Annotated in this window: 16 protein-coding genes and 2 tRNA genes; 17 read left to right on the forward strand and 1 reads right to left on the reverse strand. The window is 57.5% G+C overall.

Annotated elements, in window-relative coordinates; translation table 11 throughout:
- The first annotated feature begins 84 nt into the window (after nucleotides 1-84).
- Genes carA through K4O48_RS04440 form a run of 4 tightly spaced genes read left to right on the forward strand, consistent with a single transcriptional unit; the run spans nucleotide 85 to nucleotide 5,370 of the window.
- Nucleotides 85-1,233, forward strand: a complete 1,149-nt coding sequence (carA, locus tag K4O48_RS04425; protein WP_222910870.1) for a glutamine-hydrolyzing carbamoyl-phosphate synthase small subunit — start codon at nucleotides 85-87, stop codon at nucleotides 1,231-1,233.
- 30 nt (nucleotides 1,234-1,263) lie between these two features.
- A complete protein-coding gene (carB, locus tag K4O48_RS04430) occupies nucleotides 1,264-4,485 on the forward strand; it encodes a carbamoyl-phosphate synthase large subunit (RefSeq protein WP_222910871.1) in 3,222 nt (1,073 codons plus the stop codon).
- A complete protein-coding gene (gene greA, locus K4O48_RS04435; protein WP_222910872.1) occupies nucleotides 4,482-4,958 on the forward strand; it encodes a transcription elongation factor GreA in 477 nt (158 codons plus the stop codon). The genes carB and greA overlap by 4 nt, the downstream gene beginning before the upstream one ends.
- A gap of 10 nt (nucleotides 4,959-4,968) precedes the next feature.
- On the forward strand, nucleotides 4,969-5,370 hold the full coding sequence (locus K4O48_RS04440) for a DUF4149 domain-containing protein (protein ID WP_222910873.1): 402 nt from the start codon (nucleotides 4,969-4,971) through the stop codon (nucleotides 5,368-5,370).
- A gap of 21 nt (nucleotides 5,371-5,391) precedes the next feature.
- Here K4O48_RS04440 and K4O48_RS04445 read toward each other — a convergent pair whose 3' ends face one another.
- A complete protein-coding gene (locus K4O48_RS04445) occupies nucleotides 5,392-5,703 on the reverse strand; it encodes a YhbY family RNA-binding protein (protein WP_222910874.1) in 312 nt (103 codons plus the stop codon).
- An 81-nt stretch (nucleotides 5,704-5,784) separates the two neighbouring features.
- Between K4O48_RS04445 and rlmE the strand changes: the two genes are divergently transcribed.
- From rlmE to truB, 13 genes are all read left to right on the forward strand, one after another.
- Entirely contained in the window at nucleotides 5,785-6,435 is a 651-nt protein-coding gene (gene rlmE / locus K4O48_RS04450) for a 23S rRNA (uridine(2552)-2'-O)-methyltransferase RlmE (RefSeq protein WP_222910875.1), read from the forward strand.
- Nucleotides 6,436-6,621: 186 nt separating this feature from the next.
- Nucleotides 6,622-8,532, forward strand: coding sequence for an ATP-dependent zinc metalloprotease FtsH (ftsH, locus tag K4O48_RS04455; RefSeq protein WP_222911990.1), 1,911 nt, complete (start codon nucleotides 6,622-6,624; stop codon nucleotides 8,530-8,532).
- A gap of 15 nt (nucleotides 8,533-8,547) precedes the next feature.
- Nucleotides 8,548-9,399, forward strand: coding sequence for a dihydropteroate synthase (gene folP, locus K4O48_RS04460; protein ID WP_222910876.1), 852 nt, complete (start codon nucleotides 8,548-8,550; stop codon nucleotides 9,397-9,399).
- A gap of 11 nt (nucleotides 9,400-9,410) precedes the next feature.
- The gene (glmM, locus tag K4O48_RS04465) at nucleotides 9,411-10,748 is read left to right on the forward strand and encodes a phosphoglucosamine mutase (protein WP_222910877.1); all 1,338 of its coding nucleotides are present in this window, start codon (nucleotides 9,411-9,413) and stop codon (nucleotides 10,746-10,748) included.
- Nucleotides 10,749-10,814: 66 nt separating this feature from the next.
- Nucleotides 10,815-11,570: a triose-phosphate isomerase gene (gene tpiA, locus K4O48_RS04470; protein ID WP_222910878.1), complete on the forward strand. Its 756-nt coding sequence runs from the start codon at nucleotides 10,815-10,817 to the stop codon at nucleotides 11,568-11,570.
- Nucleotides 11,571-11,574: 4 nt separating this feature from the next.
- The gene (gene secG / locus K4O48_RS04475) at nucleotides 11,575-11,958 is read left to right on the forward strand and encodes a preprotein translocase subunit SecG (RefSeq protein WP_222910879.1); all 384 of its coding nucleotides are present in this window, start codon (nucleotides 11,575-11,577) and stop codon (nucleotides 11,956-11,958) included.
- A 10-nt stretch (nucleotides 11,959-11,968) separates the two neighbouring features.
- Nucleotides 11,969-12,054, forward strand: a tRNA-Leu gene (locus K4O48_RS04480).
- Nucleotides 12,055-12,144: 90 nt separating this feature from the next.
- Nucleotides 12,145-12,221: transfer RNA gene (locus K4O48_RS04485), tRNA-Met, on the forward strand.
- A 128-nt stretch (nucleotides 12,222-12,349) separates the two neighbouring features.
- The gene (gene rimP / locus K4O48_RS04490; RefSeq protein WP_222910880.1) at nucleotides 12,350-12,808 is read left to right on the forward strand and encodes a ribosome maturation factor RimP; all 459 of its coding nucleotides are present in this window, start codon (nucleotides 12,350-12,352) and stop codon (nucleotides 12,806-12,808) included.
- Between the two features lie 48 nt (nucleotides 12,809-12,856).
- Entirely contained in the window at nucleotides 12,857-14,338 is a 1,482-nt protein-coding gene (gene nusA, locus K4O48_RS04495) for a transcription termination factor NusA (RefSeq protein WP_222910881.1), read from the forward strand.
- A gap of 28 nt (nucleotides 14,339-14,366) precedes the next feature.
- Nucleotides 14,367-16,865, forward strand: a complete 2,499-nt coding sequence (gene infB / locus K4O48_RS04500) for a translation initiation factor IF-2 (protein ID WP_222910882.1) — start codon at nucleotides 14,367-14,369, stop codon at nucleotides 16,863-16,865.
- A gap of 118 nt (nucleotides 16,866-16,983) precedes the next feature.
- Nucleotides 16,984-17,373 (forward strand): 30S ribosome-binding factor RbfA, encoded by a 390-nt coding sequence (gene rbfA, locus K4O48_RS04505; RefSeq protein WP_019342081.1) that lies wholly within the window; start codon nucleotides 16,984-16,986, stop codon nucleotides 17,371-17,373.
- Between the two features lie 3 nt (nucleotides 17,374-17,376).
- The gene (gene truB / locus K4O48_RS04510) at nucleotides 17,377-18,294 is read left to right on the forward strand and encodes a tRNA pseudouridine(55) synthase TruB (RefSeq protein WP_073301301.1); all 918 of its coding nucleotides are present in this window, start codon (nucleotides 17,377-17,379) and stop codon (nucleotides 18,292-18,294) included.
- Nucleotides 18,295-18,312: the final 18 nt, after the last annotated feature.

An 18,312-nucleotide genomic window follows, 5' to 3' on the forward strand; every position in this document is an offset into this window, starting at 1 on the left:
CAAACAAAAAGCGGGATGACTTCACACGTCATCCCGCTTTTTTACAATCTGCGCCTGCTTCAGCCTTGATCTTTGGGAGGTCTCTTGACTAAGCCAGCCCTTACGCCAGCCATTTTGGCCCTTGCCGATGGCAGTATCTTTCACGGCGACTCCATCGGCGCCGATGGGCAAACCGTTGGTGAGGTGGTGTTCAATACCGCCATGACCGGCTATCAGGAAATCCTCACCGATCCTTCCTACGCCAAGCAAATCGTCACGCTCACGTATCCGCATGTCGGCAACACCGGCACCACGCCGGAAGATGCTGAATCGTGGAAGGTCTGGGCTGCAGGCTTGGTTATCCGCGACCTGCCGCTTACCTCGAGCAACTGGCGCGAAAAGCAATCCCTTCCTGACTACCTCAAAGCCAACGGTACCGTTGCCATCGCCGGTATCGATACCCGTCGATTGACCCGAATTCTTCGAGAAAAGGGCGCTCAGGACGGTTGTATTCTGGCGGGGGCAGACGCCACCGAAGAAAAGGCGCTGGAGCTGGCGCGGAGCTTTCCTGGGCTCAAGGGCATGGATCTGGCCAAGGAAGTCAGCGTCAAGGAGCGTTACGAGTGGCGCTCCAGCGTCTGGTGCCTGAAGGACGACACGCATGCCGAAATTCCGGCCAGCGAGCTGCCTTACCATGTCGTCGCTTTTGACTACGGCGTGAAGTACAACATCTTGCGCATGCTGGTCGCCCGCGGTTGCCGCGTCACGGTGCTCCCGGCGCAGTCAACTGCAAGCGAAGCGCTGGCGTTGAATCCGGATGGAATATTCCTGGCCAATGGTCCAGGGGACCCTGAGCCTTGCGACTACGCAATCAATGCGATCCAGGAAGTGCTTGAGACCGATATTCCGGTATTCGGTATCTGCCTTGGGCATCAACTGCTGGCACTGGCTTCAGGTGCCAAAACGGTGAAAATGCCGAACGGCCATCATGGTGCTAACCATCCGGTACAAGATCTGGATACCGGTGTGGTGATGATCACCAGCCAGAACCACGGCTTCGCTGTGGACGAAGCCACCCTCCCGAGCAATCTTCGCGCGACGCACAAGTCGCTGTTCGATGGCACGCTGCAGGGAATCGAGCGCACAGACAAAGTCGCTTTCAGCTTCCAGGGTCATCCTGAAGCGAGCCCCGGCCCGCACGATGTGGCGCCGTTGTTCGATCGCTTCATCGATGCTATGGCCAAGCGCCGCTAAGTTCGCCGAGCACAGAATTCGAGAGAGACCATGCCAAAACGTACAGACATCAAAAGCATCCTGATCCTCGGCGCTGGCCCGATCGTCATCGGCCAGGCGTGCGAGTTCGATTACTCCGGCGCTCAGGCGTGCAAGGCACTGCGCGAGGAAGGGTTCCGCGTCATTCTGGTCAACTCCAACCCGGCCACGATCATGACCGATCCGGCCATGGCTGACGCGACTTACATCGAGCCGATCAAGTGGGCCACCGTGGCCAAGATCATCGAGAAGGAGCGCCCTGACGCGCTGCTGCCGACCATGGGCGGACAGACCGCACTGAACTGTGCGTTGGATCTGGAAAAGCACGGCATTCTGGAAAAGTTTGGCGTCGAGATGATCGGTGCCAACGCCGACACGATCGACAAGGCTGAGGACCGTTCGCGCTTCGACAAGGCGATGAAAAACATTGGGCTGGCCTGCCCGGTATCCGGCATCGCCCATAATATGGACGAAGCCTACGGTGTGCTCGAGAAGGTCGGCTTCCCCTGCATCATTCGTCCCTCGTTCACCATGGGGGGCACCGGTGGCGGCATTGCTTACAACCGCGAAGAGTTCGAAGAGATCTGCGCTCGCGGCCTCGATCTGTCGCCGACCAGCGAGCTGCTGATCGACGAATCGCTGATCGGCTGGAAGGAATACGAGATGGAGGTGGTCCGTGACAAGAAGGACAACTGCATCATCGTCTGCGCCATCGAAAACTTCGACCCGATGGGCGTGCACACCGGTGACTCCATCACCGTAGCGCCGGCGCAAACCCTGACCGACAAGGAATACCAGATCCTGCGCAACGCCTCCCTGGCGGTACTGCGTGAGATCGGCGTTGAAACCGGCGGTTCCAACGTGCAATTTGGTATCTGTCCGGACACCGGCCGCATGGTCGTGATCGAGATGAACCCGCGCGTATCGCGTTCGTCGGCGCTGGCTTCCAAGGCCACCGGCTTTCCGATCGCCAAGATCGCCGCAAAACTTGCTGTGGGTTACACCCTCGACGAGCTGCAGAACGACATCACGGGTGGCCGCACTCCAGCATCCTTCGAGCCGGCAATCGACTATGTCGTCACCAAGATCCCGCGTTTTGCTTTCGAGAAATTCCCCAAGGCCGACGCGCGCCTGACAACGCAGATGAAGTCGGTCGGTGAAGTCATGGCGATCGGGCGTACCTTCCAGGAGTCGATGCAGAAAGCGCTGCGCGGGCTCGAAGTGGGTGTCTCCGGCTTCGATCCGAAGCTCGACCTGGCTGATCCGGAAAGCGAGAGCACGCTCAAGCGTGAACTCACTGTCCCCGGTGCGGACCGTATCTGGTATCTCGCTGATGCGTTCCGTGCAGGCAAGTCGGTCGAAGAAGTGTTCGAGCTGACGCGCATCGATGAGTGGTTTCTGGTTCAGATCGAAGACCTGATCAAGGAAGAAGAGCGGATCAAGACCATGGGTCTATCCAGCATTGATCGCGACGTCATGTACAAGCTCAAGCGCAAAGGCTTTTCCGATGCCCGGCTTGCCAAACTGCTCGGCGTTACTGAAAAGAACTTGCGGGCTCATCGTCACAAGCTCAAGGTCCTGCCGGTCTACAAGCGCGTCGATACCTGTGCTGCCGAATTTGCCACGGATACGGCGTACATGTACTCGACCTATGAGGAAGAGTGCGAGGCCAATCCGTCCAGCCGCGACAAGATCATGATTCTCGGCGGTGGTCCCAACCGAATCGGTCAAGGCATCGAGTTTGATTACTGCTGCGTACATGCTGCGTTGGCGATGCGTGCTGACGGTTATGAAACCATCATGGTCAACTGCAACCCTGAAACCGTCTCGACCGACTACGACACCTCGGATCGTCTGTATTTCGAGCCGGTCACGCTGGAGGACGTGCTGGAAATTGTGCGTGTCGAACAGCCCAAGGGCGTGATCGTCCAGTACGGTGGCCAGACGCCCCTGAAACTGGCGCGTGCGTTGGAAGAAGCTGGCGTGCCGATCATCGGTACCAGCCCGGACTCCATTGATCGTGCTGAGGACCGTGAACGCTTCCAGCAGATGGTCGAGCGGCTGAACCTGCGTCAGCCCCCGAACGCAACGGCGCGAAGCGAGGAAGAGGCGCTGGCTGCATCCAAGGTTATTGGATATCCGCTGGTGGTACGTCCGTCTTACGTGTTGGGCGGCCGGGCGATGGAAATCGTCTACCAGGAAGAAGAATTGCGCCGCTACATGCGTGAGGCGGTCAAAGTCTCGAATGACAGTCCTGTACTGCTTGATCACTTCCTCAACTGCGCCATCGAAGTCGATATCGACGCGGTGTGCGACGGCGAGCATGTGGTGATTGGCGCGATCATGCAGCACATTGAGCAGGCGGGCGTGCATTCCGGCGACTCCGCTTGTTCGCTGCCCCCGTACTCGCTCCCAGCGCATATCCAGGACGAGATTCGTGACCAGGTCAAGAAAATGGCCCTGGAGCTCGGCGTTGTCGGTTTGATGAACGTGCAGATGGCGGTGCAAGGCGAGGATATCTTCGTCATCGAAGTGAACCCGCGCGCTTCGCGTACCGTTCCATTCGTCTCCAAGTGCATTGGTGTGTCGCTGGCGATGATTGCTGCGCGAGTCATGGCGGGCAAGACGCTGGCCGAAGTCGGTTTGACCGAAGAAATCATCCCGAACTTCTACAGCGTGAAAGAAGCGGTCTTCCCGTTCGCCAAGTTCCCAGGCGTTGACCCAATCCTCGGTCCAGAGATGAAGTCGACCGGTGAAGTGATGGGTGTCGGTGACAGCTTCGCTGAAGCCTTTGCCAAGGCGCAGTTGGGCGCCAGTGAAATTCTGCCTAACAGCGGCTGTGCATTCATCAGCGTGCGTGACGATGACAAGCCTCACGTCGCTCAGGTCGCGCGTGATCTCATCGAACTCGGTTTCGAAGTGGTGGGCACTGCTGGCACCGCCAAGATCATCGAGGCAGCAGGCCTGCCAGTGCGCCGGGTGAACAAGGTTACCGAAGGTCGTCCGCACGTTGTTGACATGATCAAGAACGATGAAGTTACCCTGATCATCAACACCACCGAGGGGCGTCAGTCGATCGCTGATTCCTACTCGATCCGTCGTAACGCTCTGCAGCACAAGATTTGCTGCACCACCACGCTGGCGGGTGGGCAGGCCATCTGTGAGGCGCTGAAATTCGGTCCTGAGAAAACCGTGCGTCGTTTGCAGGATCTCCATGCAGGAATCAAGGCATGACTAAATACCCAATGACAGTCCAGGGTGCCCGCGCTCTGGAAGAAGAGCTCCATCACTTGACCAAGGTGCTTCGCCCAAAGCTCAGTCACGACATCGGCGTAGCGCGTGAATTGGGCGACTTGAAGGAAAATGCCGAGTATCACGCTGCGCGTGAACAGCAGGGCATGGTCGAGGCGCGGATTCGTGACATTGAAGGGCGTTTGCAGAACGCCCAGGTCATCGATGTCAGCAGCATCCCGCACACCGGCAAAGTGATATTCGGCACGACTGTTGAGATCGCCAACGTCGAGACCGATGAGCGTGTCACCTATCAGATCGTTGGTGAAGACGAAGCAGAGATCAAGCTAGGCAAGATTTCGGTAGGCTCGCCTATTGCACGCGCTCTAATTGGCAAGGAGGAGGGTGATGTCGCGGTGGTGAAGACCCCGGGTGGGCTGGTCGAATTTGAGATCGTCGAGGTTCGCCATCTCTGAACGTCAGCCGTTGCGTGCCGGAACCATAAGCTGGCAGCTGGCCCAGACGTTCTGGGTTGGCGGTCTTTGGCTGCTTCAGTTTGTCATGCTTCCGGCGCTCGCTAAAATCGGCCTTGCGCCGATGCTTATCGAGGAAATTGGGAGCAGCCTTCGTCCGCTATTGGTGGGCTTCGCTGCCTTCTGTGTCGTCCTTCAGGCCGTCGTGCTGATCCAGCTAGGCGGTTTGCGAAGCTTGTGGAAAGACTTTCGAGGTCAGCTTTTGCTCACCATATTGTTGCTCGCGACGAGTTTTTTTGCGGTGCGGGCAGGTGTCGTCCAGTCTCCGTACTGGCTGGTATTCAGCTATCTGGTTATCGGTATGTGCGGGCTGATTTTGGTGCTGCAGGCCGCTCCCGGACGGGAGCGGCTATGATTCGCGATGCTTGCGTCAGGCTTAGGCCTGAAAGCGATGTACGTTGGAGAGCTGCTTGTTGACCTTCGGATTCTTGCGATAGATCAGCGCCATCTTGCCGATGGCTTGGACCAGCTCGCAGCCTCCGATCTTGCACAACTCTTCCATTAACGCGCGTCGATCGTCACGCTCGGTGATCCGAAGCTGTACCTTGATCAGTTCATGATCAGTCAAGGCTCGCTCCAGTTCGGCCTGCACACCTTCGGTCAAGCCGTTCTCCGACACGATCAGCACCGGCTTCAAATGATGGCCGATGGATTTGTACTGTTTCTTCTGCTCGTTAGTGAGCGGCATAATTCGACCCTTGCGTCAGAACTTTTAGAACGGCGGCTAGTGTAACTGACACACCCTGAGCCGCACAGATGAGGTATCAGCTTGGCACGCTCCAAGACCAGCCCGCGTTGGCTGAAAGAACATTTCGACGATCCGTACGTGAAGATGGCGCAGCGCGACGGCTATCGATCCCGGGCTAGCTACAAGCTGCTCGAAATACAGGAAAAGGATCGAATCTTGCGCCCCGGCATGACCGTGGTTGATCTCGGGGCCGCTCCGGGCGGTTGGTCGCAGGTTACCAGTCGCGTCATTGGAGGTCGTGGGCGGCTGATTGCGTCGGATATCCTGCCCATGGACAGTATCGCGGATGTGACCTTCGTGCTCGGAGACTTCACCGAAGACCAAGTGTTCTCCGAGATCCTTCAGGCAATCGGCGACACCCAGGTGGACCTTGTGATTTCCGATATGGCCCCCAATATGAGTGGGGTAAAGGTAGCGGACCAAGCGCGCGCAATGTTTCTCTGCGAGCTGGCGCTGGATTTGGCCATGCGGGTACTGCGACCGGGCGGTGATTTTCTGATCAAGGTATTCCAGGGCGACGGATTCGACGCCTACCTCAAGGACGTGCGGCAGAACTTTGAGAAGGTACAGATGCGCAAGCCCTTGTCGTCACGGGACCGTTCACGCGAGCAATATCTTTTGGCGCGCGGCTATCGTGGCGATGGCAACGAGATAGATGGGCCGCGGTCGTAGTTGTAATGACCATTAGGATCGGCGGCACCCGCCGGGGTGATTGCGGTTAGATGTTTCATATGGGGTTACAGACCGAGCTGCCCGTTCAGCGGTGTTGTGTAGTAAGTTAGGCCGAGAGCGAACCATCGGCCGTCATGCAGGCTCCGGACAACGCGCCTGCTCTAGAGGGTAGTGAAATTGAATGACATGGCGAAAAACCTGATTCTGTGGTTGATCATTGCCGCTGTCCTGGTGACGGTGATGAACAACTTTTCCAGCCCGACCGAGCCGCAGACGCTCAACTACTCCGATTTTATCGAGCAGGTGAAAGAAGGTCGTGTCGAACGAGTAACCGTAGACGGCTTTGTCATCACGGGTAAGCGCAGTGACGGAGAAACCTTCAAGACGATACGGCCTGCGATTCAGGATAACGGTCTGATCGGCGACCTCATCAACAACGATGTCGTGATCGAGGGCAAGCAACCTGAACAGCAGAGCATCTGGACGCAGTTGCTTGTCGCGAGTTTCCCGATACTGGTGATCATCGCGGTCTTCATGTTTTTCATGCGCCAGATGCAGGGTGGCGCAGGCGGCAAAGGTGGACCGATGAGCTTTGGCAAAAGCAAGGCACGCTTGCTTTCCGAAGATCAGGTCAAAACCACGTTCGCCGATGTAGCTGGGTGTGATGAGGCAAAGGAAGAAGTAACCGAACTGGTCGAGTTCCTTCGCGACCCTGGTAAGTTTCAGCGCCTGGGTGGCCGCATCCCGCGCGGCGTGCTGATGGTCGGCTCGCCAGGTACCGGTAAGACACTGTTGGCGAAGGCCGTAGCTGGCGAGGCCAAGGTTCCCTTCTTCACTATTTCCGGTTCCGACTTCGTAGAAATGTTCGTGGGTGTCGGTGCGAGCCGCGTCCGCGACATGTTCGAACAGGCCAAGAAGCACGCGCCGTGCATTATCTTCATCGATGAAATCGACGCGGTCGGTCGTCATCGTGGCGCAGGCCTCGGCGGCGGTCATGATGAGCGTGAGCAGACCCTCAACCAGTTGCTGGTGGAGATGGATGGTTTCGAGATGAATGACGGGATTATCGTCATTGCGGCCACAAACCGGCCGGACGTGCTTGACCCCGCGCTGCTGCGTCCCGGGCGTTTCGACCGTCAGGTGGTGGTCGGATTGCCGGACATCCGCGGTCGCGAACAGATCCTAAAAGTCCACATGCGCAAGGTGCCGCTGGGAGACAGTGTCGAACCGGCACTCATCGCTCGTGGCACGCCTGGTTTCTCAGGCGCGGACTTGGCTAACCTGGTGAATGAAGCGTCCTTGTTCGCTGCGCGCGCTGGCAAGCGTGTGGTAGAGATGAAGGAGTTCGAACTGGCGAAAGACAAGATCATGATGGGCGCTGAGCGCAAATCGATGGTTATGTCGGAGAAAGAGCGCCTCAACACCGCCTATCACGAAGCGGGCCATGCCATTGTTGGTCGCGTCGTGCCGGAGCATGATCCCGTCTATAAGGTTTCGATCATCCCACGCGGTAGAGCGCTGGGCGTCACGATGTTCCTTCCCGAGGAAGATCGCTACAGCCTTTCCAAGCGTGCCCTGATTAGCCAGATTTGTTCATTGTTCGGTGGTCGAATCGCCGAGGAAATGACCTTGGGTTTCGAAGGGGTTACTACTGGCGCCTCGAACGACATCATGCGGGCCACTCAGCTGGCGCGAAACATGGTCACCAAATGGGGGCTCTCTGAAAAGCTTGGTCCACTGATGTACGCCGAAGAAGAGGGTGAGGTATTCCTCGGGCGTAGCGCGGGCAGTCAGCACACTAATGTGTCTGGTGACACGGCGAAGCTGATCGATCAAGAAGTTCGCAGCATCATTGATCAATGCTACGGCACCGCCAAACAAATTTTGGCCGACAACCGTGACAAGCTCGATCTGATGGCCGAGACGTTGATGAGGTACGAAACCATCGATGCGGATCAAATTGACGACATTATGGCCGGCCGCACGCCGCGGGAGCCTCGCGACTGGCAGGATGGGTCGGGACCGACCGGAACGCCCGTACAGCCAGAAGGCGGCCGCCCGCAGACGCCGATCGGTGGGCCTGCTGGCGAGCACTAAGCTAAGGCTTTTTTAATGATTGAAGCGTCACATCAAACCCGGCTGTCATGTGGCAGCCGGGTTCTTGATTTCTCCCGCCCACATGTCATGGGCATTCTGAATGTCACTCCTGACTCGTTCTCCGATGGTGGTCAGCATGTCGGTGTTGACGCAGCGCTGCGTCACGCGGAGGCGATGGTTACGGCGGGCGCGACGCTAGTCGATGTTGGAGGAGAGTCGACTCGCCCAGGTGCGCGCGTAGTGTCGCCGCTCGAGGAATTGGAGCGCGTTGCGCCAGTGGTCGAGGCGATTGCGCGTGAGCTCGACGTGGTTATCTCAGTCGATACATCGACACCTGCCGTGATTCGGGAAACCGCGCGCCTCGGTGCCGGCTTGATCAATGACGTACGATCGCTCACTCGGGATGGCGCACTTGACGCCGCGGCTGATACAGGCCTGCCGGTGTGTCTGATGCATATGCGGGGTGAGCCTGCTGACATGCAGAACGATCCGCGATATGACGATGTGACCGCTGAAGTGCTGATTTTCCTCAGGGGGCGCATGGATGCATGTGTTGCTGCGGGCATCCGTGCCGAGCGTATTGTGCTCGATCCGGGATTTGGCTTCGCGAAGACCCTTTCACATAACCTCAGTCTGTTCAAACATATGGAGCGCCTCCATGTGTTGGGGCGCCCTCTGCTGGTTGGGGTGTCGCGAAAAAGCATGATCGGTCAGGCGCTCGAGCGTGACGTGGGTCAGCGTTTGTATGGCGGGCTCGGGCTTGCTGCGCTAGCGGTTGTTCAGGGGGCTAAAATCCTCCGTGTACATGACGTGGCAGAGACGGTCGATGTGGTACGAATGATTGCCGCGGTACAAGCGGCGGAATAAGGATTTTTTTCATGGGTAGAAAGTATTTTGGCACCGACGGCATACGTGGGCATGTTGGGCAGTTTCCGATCACGCCGGACTTCATGCTCAAGCTTGGCTGGGCGGCCGGAATGGCTTTTCGCAAGCATGGTAAATGCCGCATTCTAATCGGCAAGGACACCCGAATATCGGGCTATATGTTTGAGTCTGCGCTACAGGCCGGTCTCTCTGCAGCGGGTGCAGATGTACTGCTGCTTGGGCCTATGCCTACCCCGGCTGTTGCTTATCTGACCCGTACCTTCCATGCGGAAGCTGGCATAGTGATCAGTGCGTCGCACAATCCGCATCACGACAATGGCATTAAGTTCTTTTCCGGGCGGGGCACAAAACTGCCAGACGAAGTCGAGTTAATGATCGAGGAATTGCTCGATACGCCAATGACTGTTGTCGAATCGGCGCAGCTCGGTAAGGCATCGCGGATCAACGACGCCGCCGGCCGTTATATCGAATTTTGTAAGAGCAGTGTGCCGACCAGTACGGACTTCTCTGGTATGAAGATTGTGCTGGACTGCGCCCATGGCGCTACGTACAAGGTTGCGCCCAGCGTCTTTCGTGAGCTCGGCGCTGACGTGACGGTCATCGCGGCTCAGCCAGACGGACTCAATATCAACGCGGGCGTCGGGTCTACTCATGTCGCACAGCTTCAAAAGGCCGTGGTGGAACAGGGTGCTGACCTGGGTATCGCGTTCGACGGGGATGGTGACCGCGTAATGATGGTCGACCATACGGGAGCTCAGGTAGACGGTGATGAGTTGCTCTACATTATCGCAACCGATCTTCAGGATCGTGATCGCCTGGCGGGTGGTGTGGTCGGCACGCTTATGAGTAACCTGGGGCTTGAGCTGGCGCTGAAGGCGCGAGACATTCCTTTCGTTCGGGCAAAAGTTGGCGACCGGTATGTGATGGCAGAGATGCTCGAGCGTGACTGGGTGCTTGGCGGGGAAAATTCAGGACACATTGTCTGCGCTCAGCACGTTTCCACCGGCGACGCCATCATTGCGGCGCTCCAAGTGGTGCTGGCCTTGAGGCGCCGCGGTCAGAATCTCGCACAAGAGCGTTTAGCCTGGAGCAAATGTCCTCAAGTTTTGATCAATGTGCGTTTCACTGGTGACAGGGATCCGATCTCCCACCCTCAGGTTCAGGCGGTCTGTGACAGTGTCACGGAGCGCATGGGGGGGCGAGGTCGGGTGCTGCTTCGCAAGTCTGGAACAGAGCCGCTAGTGCGCGTCATGGTTGAAGGTGACGACGAAAAACAGGTGAGAGGTTACGCCGAAGAGCTGGCGCACGCGGTTACGGAAGTTTGTGCATGATTGCCGCTTGCAAGAGGTGTTTTCGTTGAGTACCATCTGCGCCCACTTTGACCGACGAGGTAAAGCATGCGTCGCCCATTGGTAGCTGGTAACTGGAAGATGAACGGTACCCGCGCCAGCGTCGCAGAGCTGATCGAAGCGCTTTGCCAGCAGGAGTTGTCTCCAGGGGTCGAAGTTGTAGTTTTTCCATCCAGTCTTCATCTGACTCAGGTCGTTGAGGAATTGGAAGGTCGGAGTATCGCTGTCGGTGCTCAAGACTGCTCTTCGGAAGTTGGCTTTGGTGCCTTGACTGGAGAAGAATCAGCCTCTCAGCTGGTTGATGCTGGTTGTAAATGGGTATTGGTGGGCCACTCGGAGCGACGCTTGATTCTGGGTGAAAGCGACGATGTGGTTAGTAAGAAGTTTGTAGCGGCATTGGAGTGCGGAATGGCTCCAGTGCTCTGCCTAGGTGAGACGCTTGAACAGCGCCAGTCTGGGCAAACGCTGGAAGTGGTTGGGCGTCAGTTGGCTCGCGTCATAGCTGAGGCTGGAATAGCTGCTTTCAAAAAGGCGGTTGTGGCGTATGAGCCGGTCTGGGCCATTGGTTCCGGGCTTACGGCTACGCCGCAGCAGGCCCAGCAAGTACATGCGGCTATTCGCGAGCAACTCGCACGTGAGGATCAGCGTATCGCCGAGGGCGTACGAGTTCTTTATGGTGGCAGCGTCAAGGCGGAAAACGCCTCTGAGCTGTTCGGGATGTCGGATATCGATGGGGGGCTTATCGGTGGGGCCTCTCTGAAAGCGAATGATTTCGGTGCGATTTGTCGTGCCGCAGGGAACTGATCAGATGTTGCAGACTGTTGTGATTGTGGTGCATCTGCTGGTTGCTATTGGTGTGGTTGTGCTGGTGTTGCTGCAGCAGGGTAAGGGAGCGGATGCGGGTGCGTCTTTCGGCTCGGGTGCTTCGGCAACTGTTTTCGGAAGCCAAGGTTCTTCTACCTTTCTCAGTCGTTTTACTGCTATACTGGCGGGCGTTTTTTTCGTGACTAGTCTGGGGTTGGCGTTTTTTGCGACTCAGCAGGCTGATCAGATGTCACAGGCAGGCTTGCCGGACCCCGCAGTGTTGGAGGTTCCGGTTAGCAAGCCGGCTGTTGAAGATGTGCCTGTTTTGGAGTCCGCTCCGTCCGCGCCTACTGCAGACGATGTTCCACAGGTTCAGGATCAGCAGTAAAAAAGTTTTTGCCGAGGTGGTGGAATTGGTAGACACGCTACCTTGAGGTGGTAGTGGCCATAGGCTGTAGGGGTTCGAGTCCCCTCCTCGGTACCAAACAAGTAGGCCCGCAGATGCGGGCTTTCTTGTTTCTGCGTTTTGGTTGACCAATGTTTGATGCGGTCGTATAATTCGTGCCCAGTTTGACGCGGGGTGGAGCAGTCTGGTAGCTCGTCGGGCTCATAACCCGAAGGTCGTTGGTTCAAATCCAGCCCCCGCAACCAGTTGATGAAGAGCCCCTATCGAGGGGCTTTTTATTAGCTTCAAGCCAGGTCGCCGGCATCTACAGGCGATCATCAGGGATGGGCGTTTCGCCCATTTTTCATTTTCACGGCATGCACGAGGGACTTCGATGTCGAGCAAGCTAGAACAGTTGCAGGCCTTGTTGGCCCCTGTGGTCGAGGCGCTGGGCTATCAATGCTGGGGTGTCGAATTTATTTCGCAGGGTCGACATTCTTTGCTGAGGATCTATATCGATCATCCCAACGGGATTTTGGTTGATGACTGTGAAAAGGTCAGCCGTCAGCTCAGCGGAGTGCTAGATGTCGAGGATCCGATCAGCTCTGATTACACGCTTGAAGTGTCCTCGCCGGGTATGGATCGACCACTGTTCACTCTTGAACAGTACGCGGCGCACGTGGGCGAGCAAGTCAAAATAAAGCTGCGCTCGCCCTTCGACGGGCGGCGCAATTTCCAGGGTCTTCTCCGCGGGATCGAGGAACAGGATGTAGTGGTGCTGGTTGACGACCACGAGTATCTGTTGCCGATCGACATGATCGACAAGACCAACATAATTCCCCGTTTTGAGTGAATCGCGGATCCCGCGGACCCCAATGGATTGCGATAGGCGAGGCGTACGATGAGCAAAGAAGTACTGCTGGTTGTGGAGTCGGTATCCAATGAAAAAGGCGTACCGGCCGGTGTGATATTCGAGGCATTGGAGCTGGCGCTGGCCACCGCTACCAAAAAGCGCTTTGAGGATGAAGTGGACCTGAGGGTCGAGATCAATCGGCAGAATGGTAGCTACGAGACCTTCCGCCGCTGGACTGTTGTTGAAGAAGAGGATTTCGACGACCCGGCGCACCAGCTGACTACTGACATGAAGCAGGCTCAAGAAGCCAATGCCAAAGTCGGTGATGTCCTGGAAGAGAAGATCGAGTCGATTGAGTTTGGCCGTATTGCCGCGCAAACGGCTAAACAGGTCATTGTGCAGAAGGTCCGTGAGGCTGAGCGTGCGCAGGTGGTCGAGGCCTACCGTGACCGCCTGGGTGAAATCATCTCCGGAACGGTCAAGAAAGTAACCCGTGACAGCGTTATCGTCGACTTGGGTAACAACGCGGAGGCACTGCTTGCTCGCGAAGACATTATTGCTCGCGAGACATTTCGTGTCGGCGCGCGAGTACGCGCGCTTCTTAAGGATATCCGCACTGAAAACCGCGGGCCTCAGTTGATCCTGTCGCGCACTGCGCCGGAGATGCTGATTGAGCTGTTCCGCATCGAGGTGCCGGAAATTGCTGAAGGGCTGATTGAGGTGATGGGTGCTTCTCGTGACCCGGGCTCGCGCGCCAAGATTGCTGTTCGCTCGAAGGACAAGCGTATCGATCCACAGGGTGCATGCATCGGAATGCGTGGTTCGCGCGTCCAGGCGGTATCCGGAGAGATCGGCGGCGAGCGTGTCGATATCGTGTTATGGGATGAGAATCCAGCTCAGTTCGTCATCAACGCGATGGCACCTGCTGAAGTGGCCGCAATCATCGTTGATGAAGACGCTCATGCCATGGATATTGCGGTTGGTGAAGACAACCTGGCGCAAGCTATCGGTCGTGGCGGCCAGAACGTGCGTCTTGCCAGTCAACTGACTGGATGGACGCTGAACGTAATGACCGAGGCGGATATCCAGAGCAAGCAACAGGAAGAAACCGGCGACATCCTGCGCAATTTCATCGAAGAGCTGGACGTCGATGAGGAACTGGCACAAGTACTGGTCGAGGAAGGTTTTACCTCGCTCGAAGAGATCGCGTACGTCCCAATGGAGGAAATGCTCGGCATTGAAGGCTTCGACGAAGACATCGTCAATGAGCTGAGAACCCGCGCTAAAGATCGTTTACTGACTAAAGCGATCGCAACGGAAGAAAAACTGGCAGACGCCCAGCCAGCCGAGGATTTGCTCGCGCTGGAAGGCATGGACAAGGAACTGGCGGTCGAGTTGGCAATGCGAGGTGTCATCACCCGCGAAGACCTGGCCGAGCAGTCGATTGACGACCTGCTCGACATAGACGGCATTGATCAAGAGCGTGCCGGCAAGCTGATCATGGCCGCCCGAGCCCATTGGTTCGAGTAAGTAATTAGCGGCCTGAGGAGAGAGATGCATGACGCAAGTCACGGTGAAAGAACTGGCCCAGGTGGTCGACACACCGGTCGAGCGACTGCTGCAGCAGATGCGTGAGGCAGGACTGTCGCACACCAGCGCCGAGCAAGTAGTGACCGATAACGAAAAGCAGGCCCTGTTGGCGCACCTCAAGAGCAGCCACGGTGCCAAGGTGGATGAGCCGCGCAAGATTACCTTGCAGCGCAAGACCACCACCAAGCTGAAGGTCGGTGGCAGCAAGACCATCAGCGTGGAAGTACGCAAGAAGAAAACATTCGTTAAGCGTAGCCCTGACGAAATCGAAGCTGAGAAGCAACGCGAACTCGAAGAGCAACGCGCAGCAGAAGAAGCAGCGCGGCTGAAAGCGGCCGAAGAAGCGCGCGTGCGTGCCGAAGAAGAGGCTCGCCGTCAGGCTGAAGCGGCAGCCACTCAAACTGCAGTATCTGATGAGCCTAAAGAGCCGGTCGCAGCCGTTGCTGCGGAACCTGTTCCCGTTGCGCCTGCCGCTCCGGTCGAGGATCGCAAGAAGGACGAACCGCGTCGCCCTGATAAGGCCCGTAGTGACGACGACGAGCGACGTGATCGTAAGCAGGCGCAGCATCGTCCTTCGCTGAAGGCCAAAGCTCCGCTGTCGCGCACTGTTCGTAGTGGCGATGACGATGCTGATGGGTTCCGTCGCGGCGGACGTGGTAAGTCAAAGCTGAAGAAGCGTAATGCGCATGGCTTTCAGAGCCCGAGCGGTCCGATCGTTCGCGAAGTCGCTATTGGTGAGACGATCACCGTCGGCGATCTGGCGCAGCAGATGTCGGTCAAGGCAGCCGAAGTCATCAAGTTCATGTTCAAGATGGGCACTCCGGTGACCATCAACCAGGTACTTGATCAGGAAACCGCTCAGCTGATCGCCGAAGAGCTGGGCCACAAGGTCAAGCTGGTCAGCGACAACGCGCTTGAAGAGCAGCTGGCTGAGCTGTTGAAGTTCGAAGGCGAGGCGATTACACGTGCTCCAGTTGTGACTGTAATGGGTCACGTCGACCACGGTAAGACTTCGCTGCTCGACTACATTCGACGTGCCAAGGTGGCCGCAGGTGAAGCGGGTGGTATCACCCAGCACATCGGCGCCTACCATGTGGAAACAGATCGCGGCATGGTCACCTTCCTCGACACCCCTGGCCACGCCGCGTTTACCGCCATGCGTGCCCGTGGTGCGCAGGCGACTGATATCGTGATCCTTGTGGTAGCAGCCGATGACGGCGTGATGCCGCAGACCATCGAGGCGATTCAGCATGCTAAGGCTGCTGGCGTACCGCTGGTGGTTGCGGTGAACAAGATCGACAAGCCTGGCGCCGATCTCGATCGGATTCGTAGCGAGTTGTCTGTTCACGAAGTGACGTCGGAAGAATGGGGCGGTGATACGCCGTTCGTGTCGGTGTCCGCGAAGATGGGTACCGGTGTCGACGATTTGCTTGAGGCGGTGTTGCTTCAGGCCGAGATCCTTGAACTCACCGCAACGCCGTCGGCTCCCGGCCGTGGTGTTGTAGTCGAATCGCGTTTGGATAAAGGTCGCGGCCCGGTCGCTACCGTGCTGGTGCAGGATGGCACGTTGCGTCAGGGTGACATGGCACTGGTTGGCTCCAACTACGGCCGTATCCGCGCGATGCTCGACGAGAACGGCAAACCGATCAAGGAAGCTGGACCTTCGATTCCGGTCGAGATTCTTGGCCTCGACGGTACACCGGATGCAGGTGACGAGCTCAGCGTTCTGGCTGACGAGAAGAAGGCGCGTGAAGTGGCCTTGTTCCGTCAGGGCAAGTTCCGCGAAGTGAAGCTGGCCCGTGCACATGCCGGCAAGCTGGAAAATATCTTCGAGAACATGGGGCAGGAAGAGAAGAAGACGCTGAACATCGTCCTCAAATCCGACGTCCGCGGTTCGCTGGAAGCGCTACAGGGCTCGCTCAGTGGTTTGGGTAACGATGAGGTGCAAGTACGCGTCATCGGCGGCGGTGTCGGTGGTATCACCGAGAGCGATGCCAACCTCGCACTGGCATCCAACGCGGTGTTGTTTGGCTTCAACGTTCGTGCCGATGCTGGCGCACGTAAGATCGTCGAGCAGGAAGGTCTGGATTTGCGTTACTACAACGTGATCTACGACATCATCGAAGACGTCAAAAAGGCCCTGACCGGCATGTTGGGCAGCGATGTCCGGGAAAACATTCTCGGTATTGCGGAAGTGCGTGATGTGTTCCGCTCGCCGAAGTTCGGTGCCGTGGCCGGTTGCATGGTGCTAGAGGGCATGGTGCACCGCAATCGTCCGATTCGTGTTCTGCGCGATGACGTGGTCATCTTCGAAGGCGAGCTGGAGTCGCTCCGTCGCTTCAAGGACGACGTCGCGGAAGTGCGTGCCGGCATGGAGTGCGGTATCGCGGTGAAGAGTTACAACGACGTCAAAGCTGGCGACAAGATCGAAGTGTTCGAGAAAGTCGAAGTGGCGCGTTCGCTCTAACAGCAGCTGTTAGGCAAACCGGCGGCAAGCTTTCAGGAGAGATCCTGGAAGCTTGCCGTTTGCCTTTGCAGCACGACGTTTTTTCAGGTTTAGCAGCTTGCTGCTCAAGGCAGATTTTATGGCCAAAGAATTCAGCCGTACCCAACGTATTGGCGATCAGATGCAGCGCGAGTTGGCGCAGCTCATTCAACGTGAAGTGAAAGATCCCCGTTTGGGTCTGATCACCATCACGGCAGTCGAGGTCAGTCGCGATCTGTCCCATGCCAAGATCTTCATTACGGTCATGGGCAAGGATGATGACGAAGATGCGGTCAAGGGCAATCTTCGGATCCTCAACGATGCCAGCGGTTTCCTGCGGATGCAGCTGGGCAAAGCGATGAAGTTACGTACCGTGCCACAACTGCATTTCAACTATGACGCCAGTGTGCGTCGCGGGGTCGAGCTGACGTCGCTCATCGAGCGTGCGGTTGCTGAAGACCGCAAGCACAGCGACGATCTTGGAGAGTAAGGTTTGGCCCAGGTAAAACGCGTACGCCGTGCCGTCAGCGGCATCATTCTTCTCGACAAACCTCGCGGTTTCACTTCCAACGCCGCCTTGCAGAAAGTTCGCTGGTTGCTCAACGCCGAGAAGGCGGGCCACACCGGTAGCCTCGATCCGCTGGCAACTGGCGTGCTGCCGTTGTGTTTTGGGGAGGCGACCAAGTTTTCGCAGTATCTGCTTGATGCTGACAAGGGTTATGAAACCGTTGCCCAGCTTGGCGTCACGACAACTACGGCCGATGCCGAGGGCGAGGTGATCGAGCGAAAGGACGTCACCGTAACCCAGGCGCAGCTAGAGTCGCTATTGCCGCAGTTTCGGGGTGACCTGCAGCAGGTGCCGCCGATGTACTCGGCGCTCAAGCGTGACGGCCAGCCGTTATACAAGCTCGCGCGCGCAGGAGAGGTAGTGGAGCGTGAGCCTCGTTCTGTTACCATTGCCCGCCTGGATTTGCTGTCGTTCGAAGCGGACCGGGCGCGTCTGGCTGTCGCCTGTACCAAGGGCACCTATATCCGGACCTTGGTCGAAGACATAGGTCACGCTTTAGGCTGTGGGGCTCATGTGGCCGAGCTGAGGCGAACTCAGGCCGGGCCTTTCGACTTGACCCAGACCGTCAGTCTTGAAGAGCTGGAACGGGTACACGCCGAAGGCGGGGCAGAGGCGGTGGACGCTTTCCTCAAGCCGGTCGATAGCGGACTTGAGCACTGGCCACTTCTGCAGCTTTCTGAGCACAGCTCGTTCTATTGGCTGCATGGACAGCCGGTGCGTGCGCCGGAGGCACCGAAGTTCGGCATGCTGCGAGTGCAGGATCATAATGGTCGCTTCATTGGTATCGGTGAAGTGAGCGAAGACGGGCGCATCGCGCCGCGTCGACTGATTCGGTCGGAATGACCGATTCGTGATGCGCCC

It is taken from the genome of Pseudomonas sp. DNDY-54, from assembly GCF_019880365.1.
GTDB lineage: Bacteria > Pseudomonadota > Gammaproteobacteria > Pseudomonadales > Pseudomonadaceae > Stutzerimonas > Stutzerimonas stutzeri_P.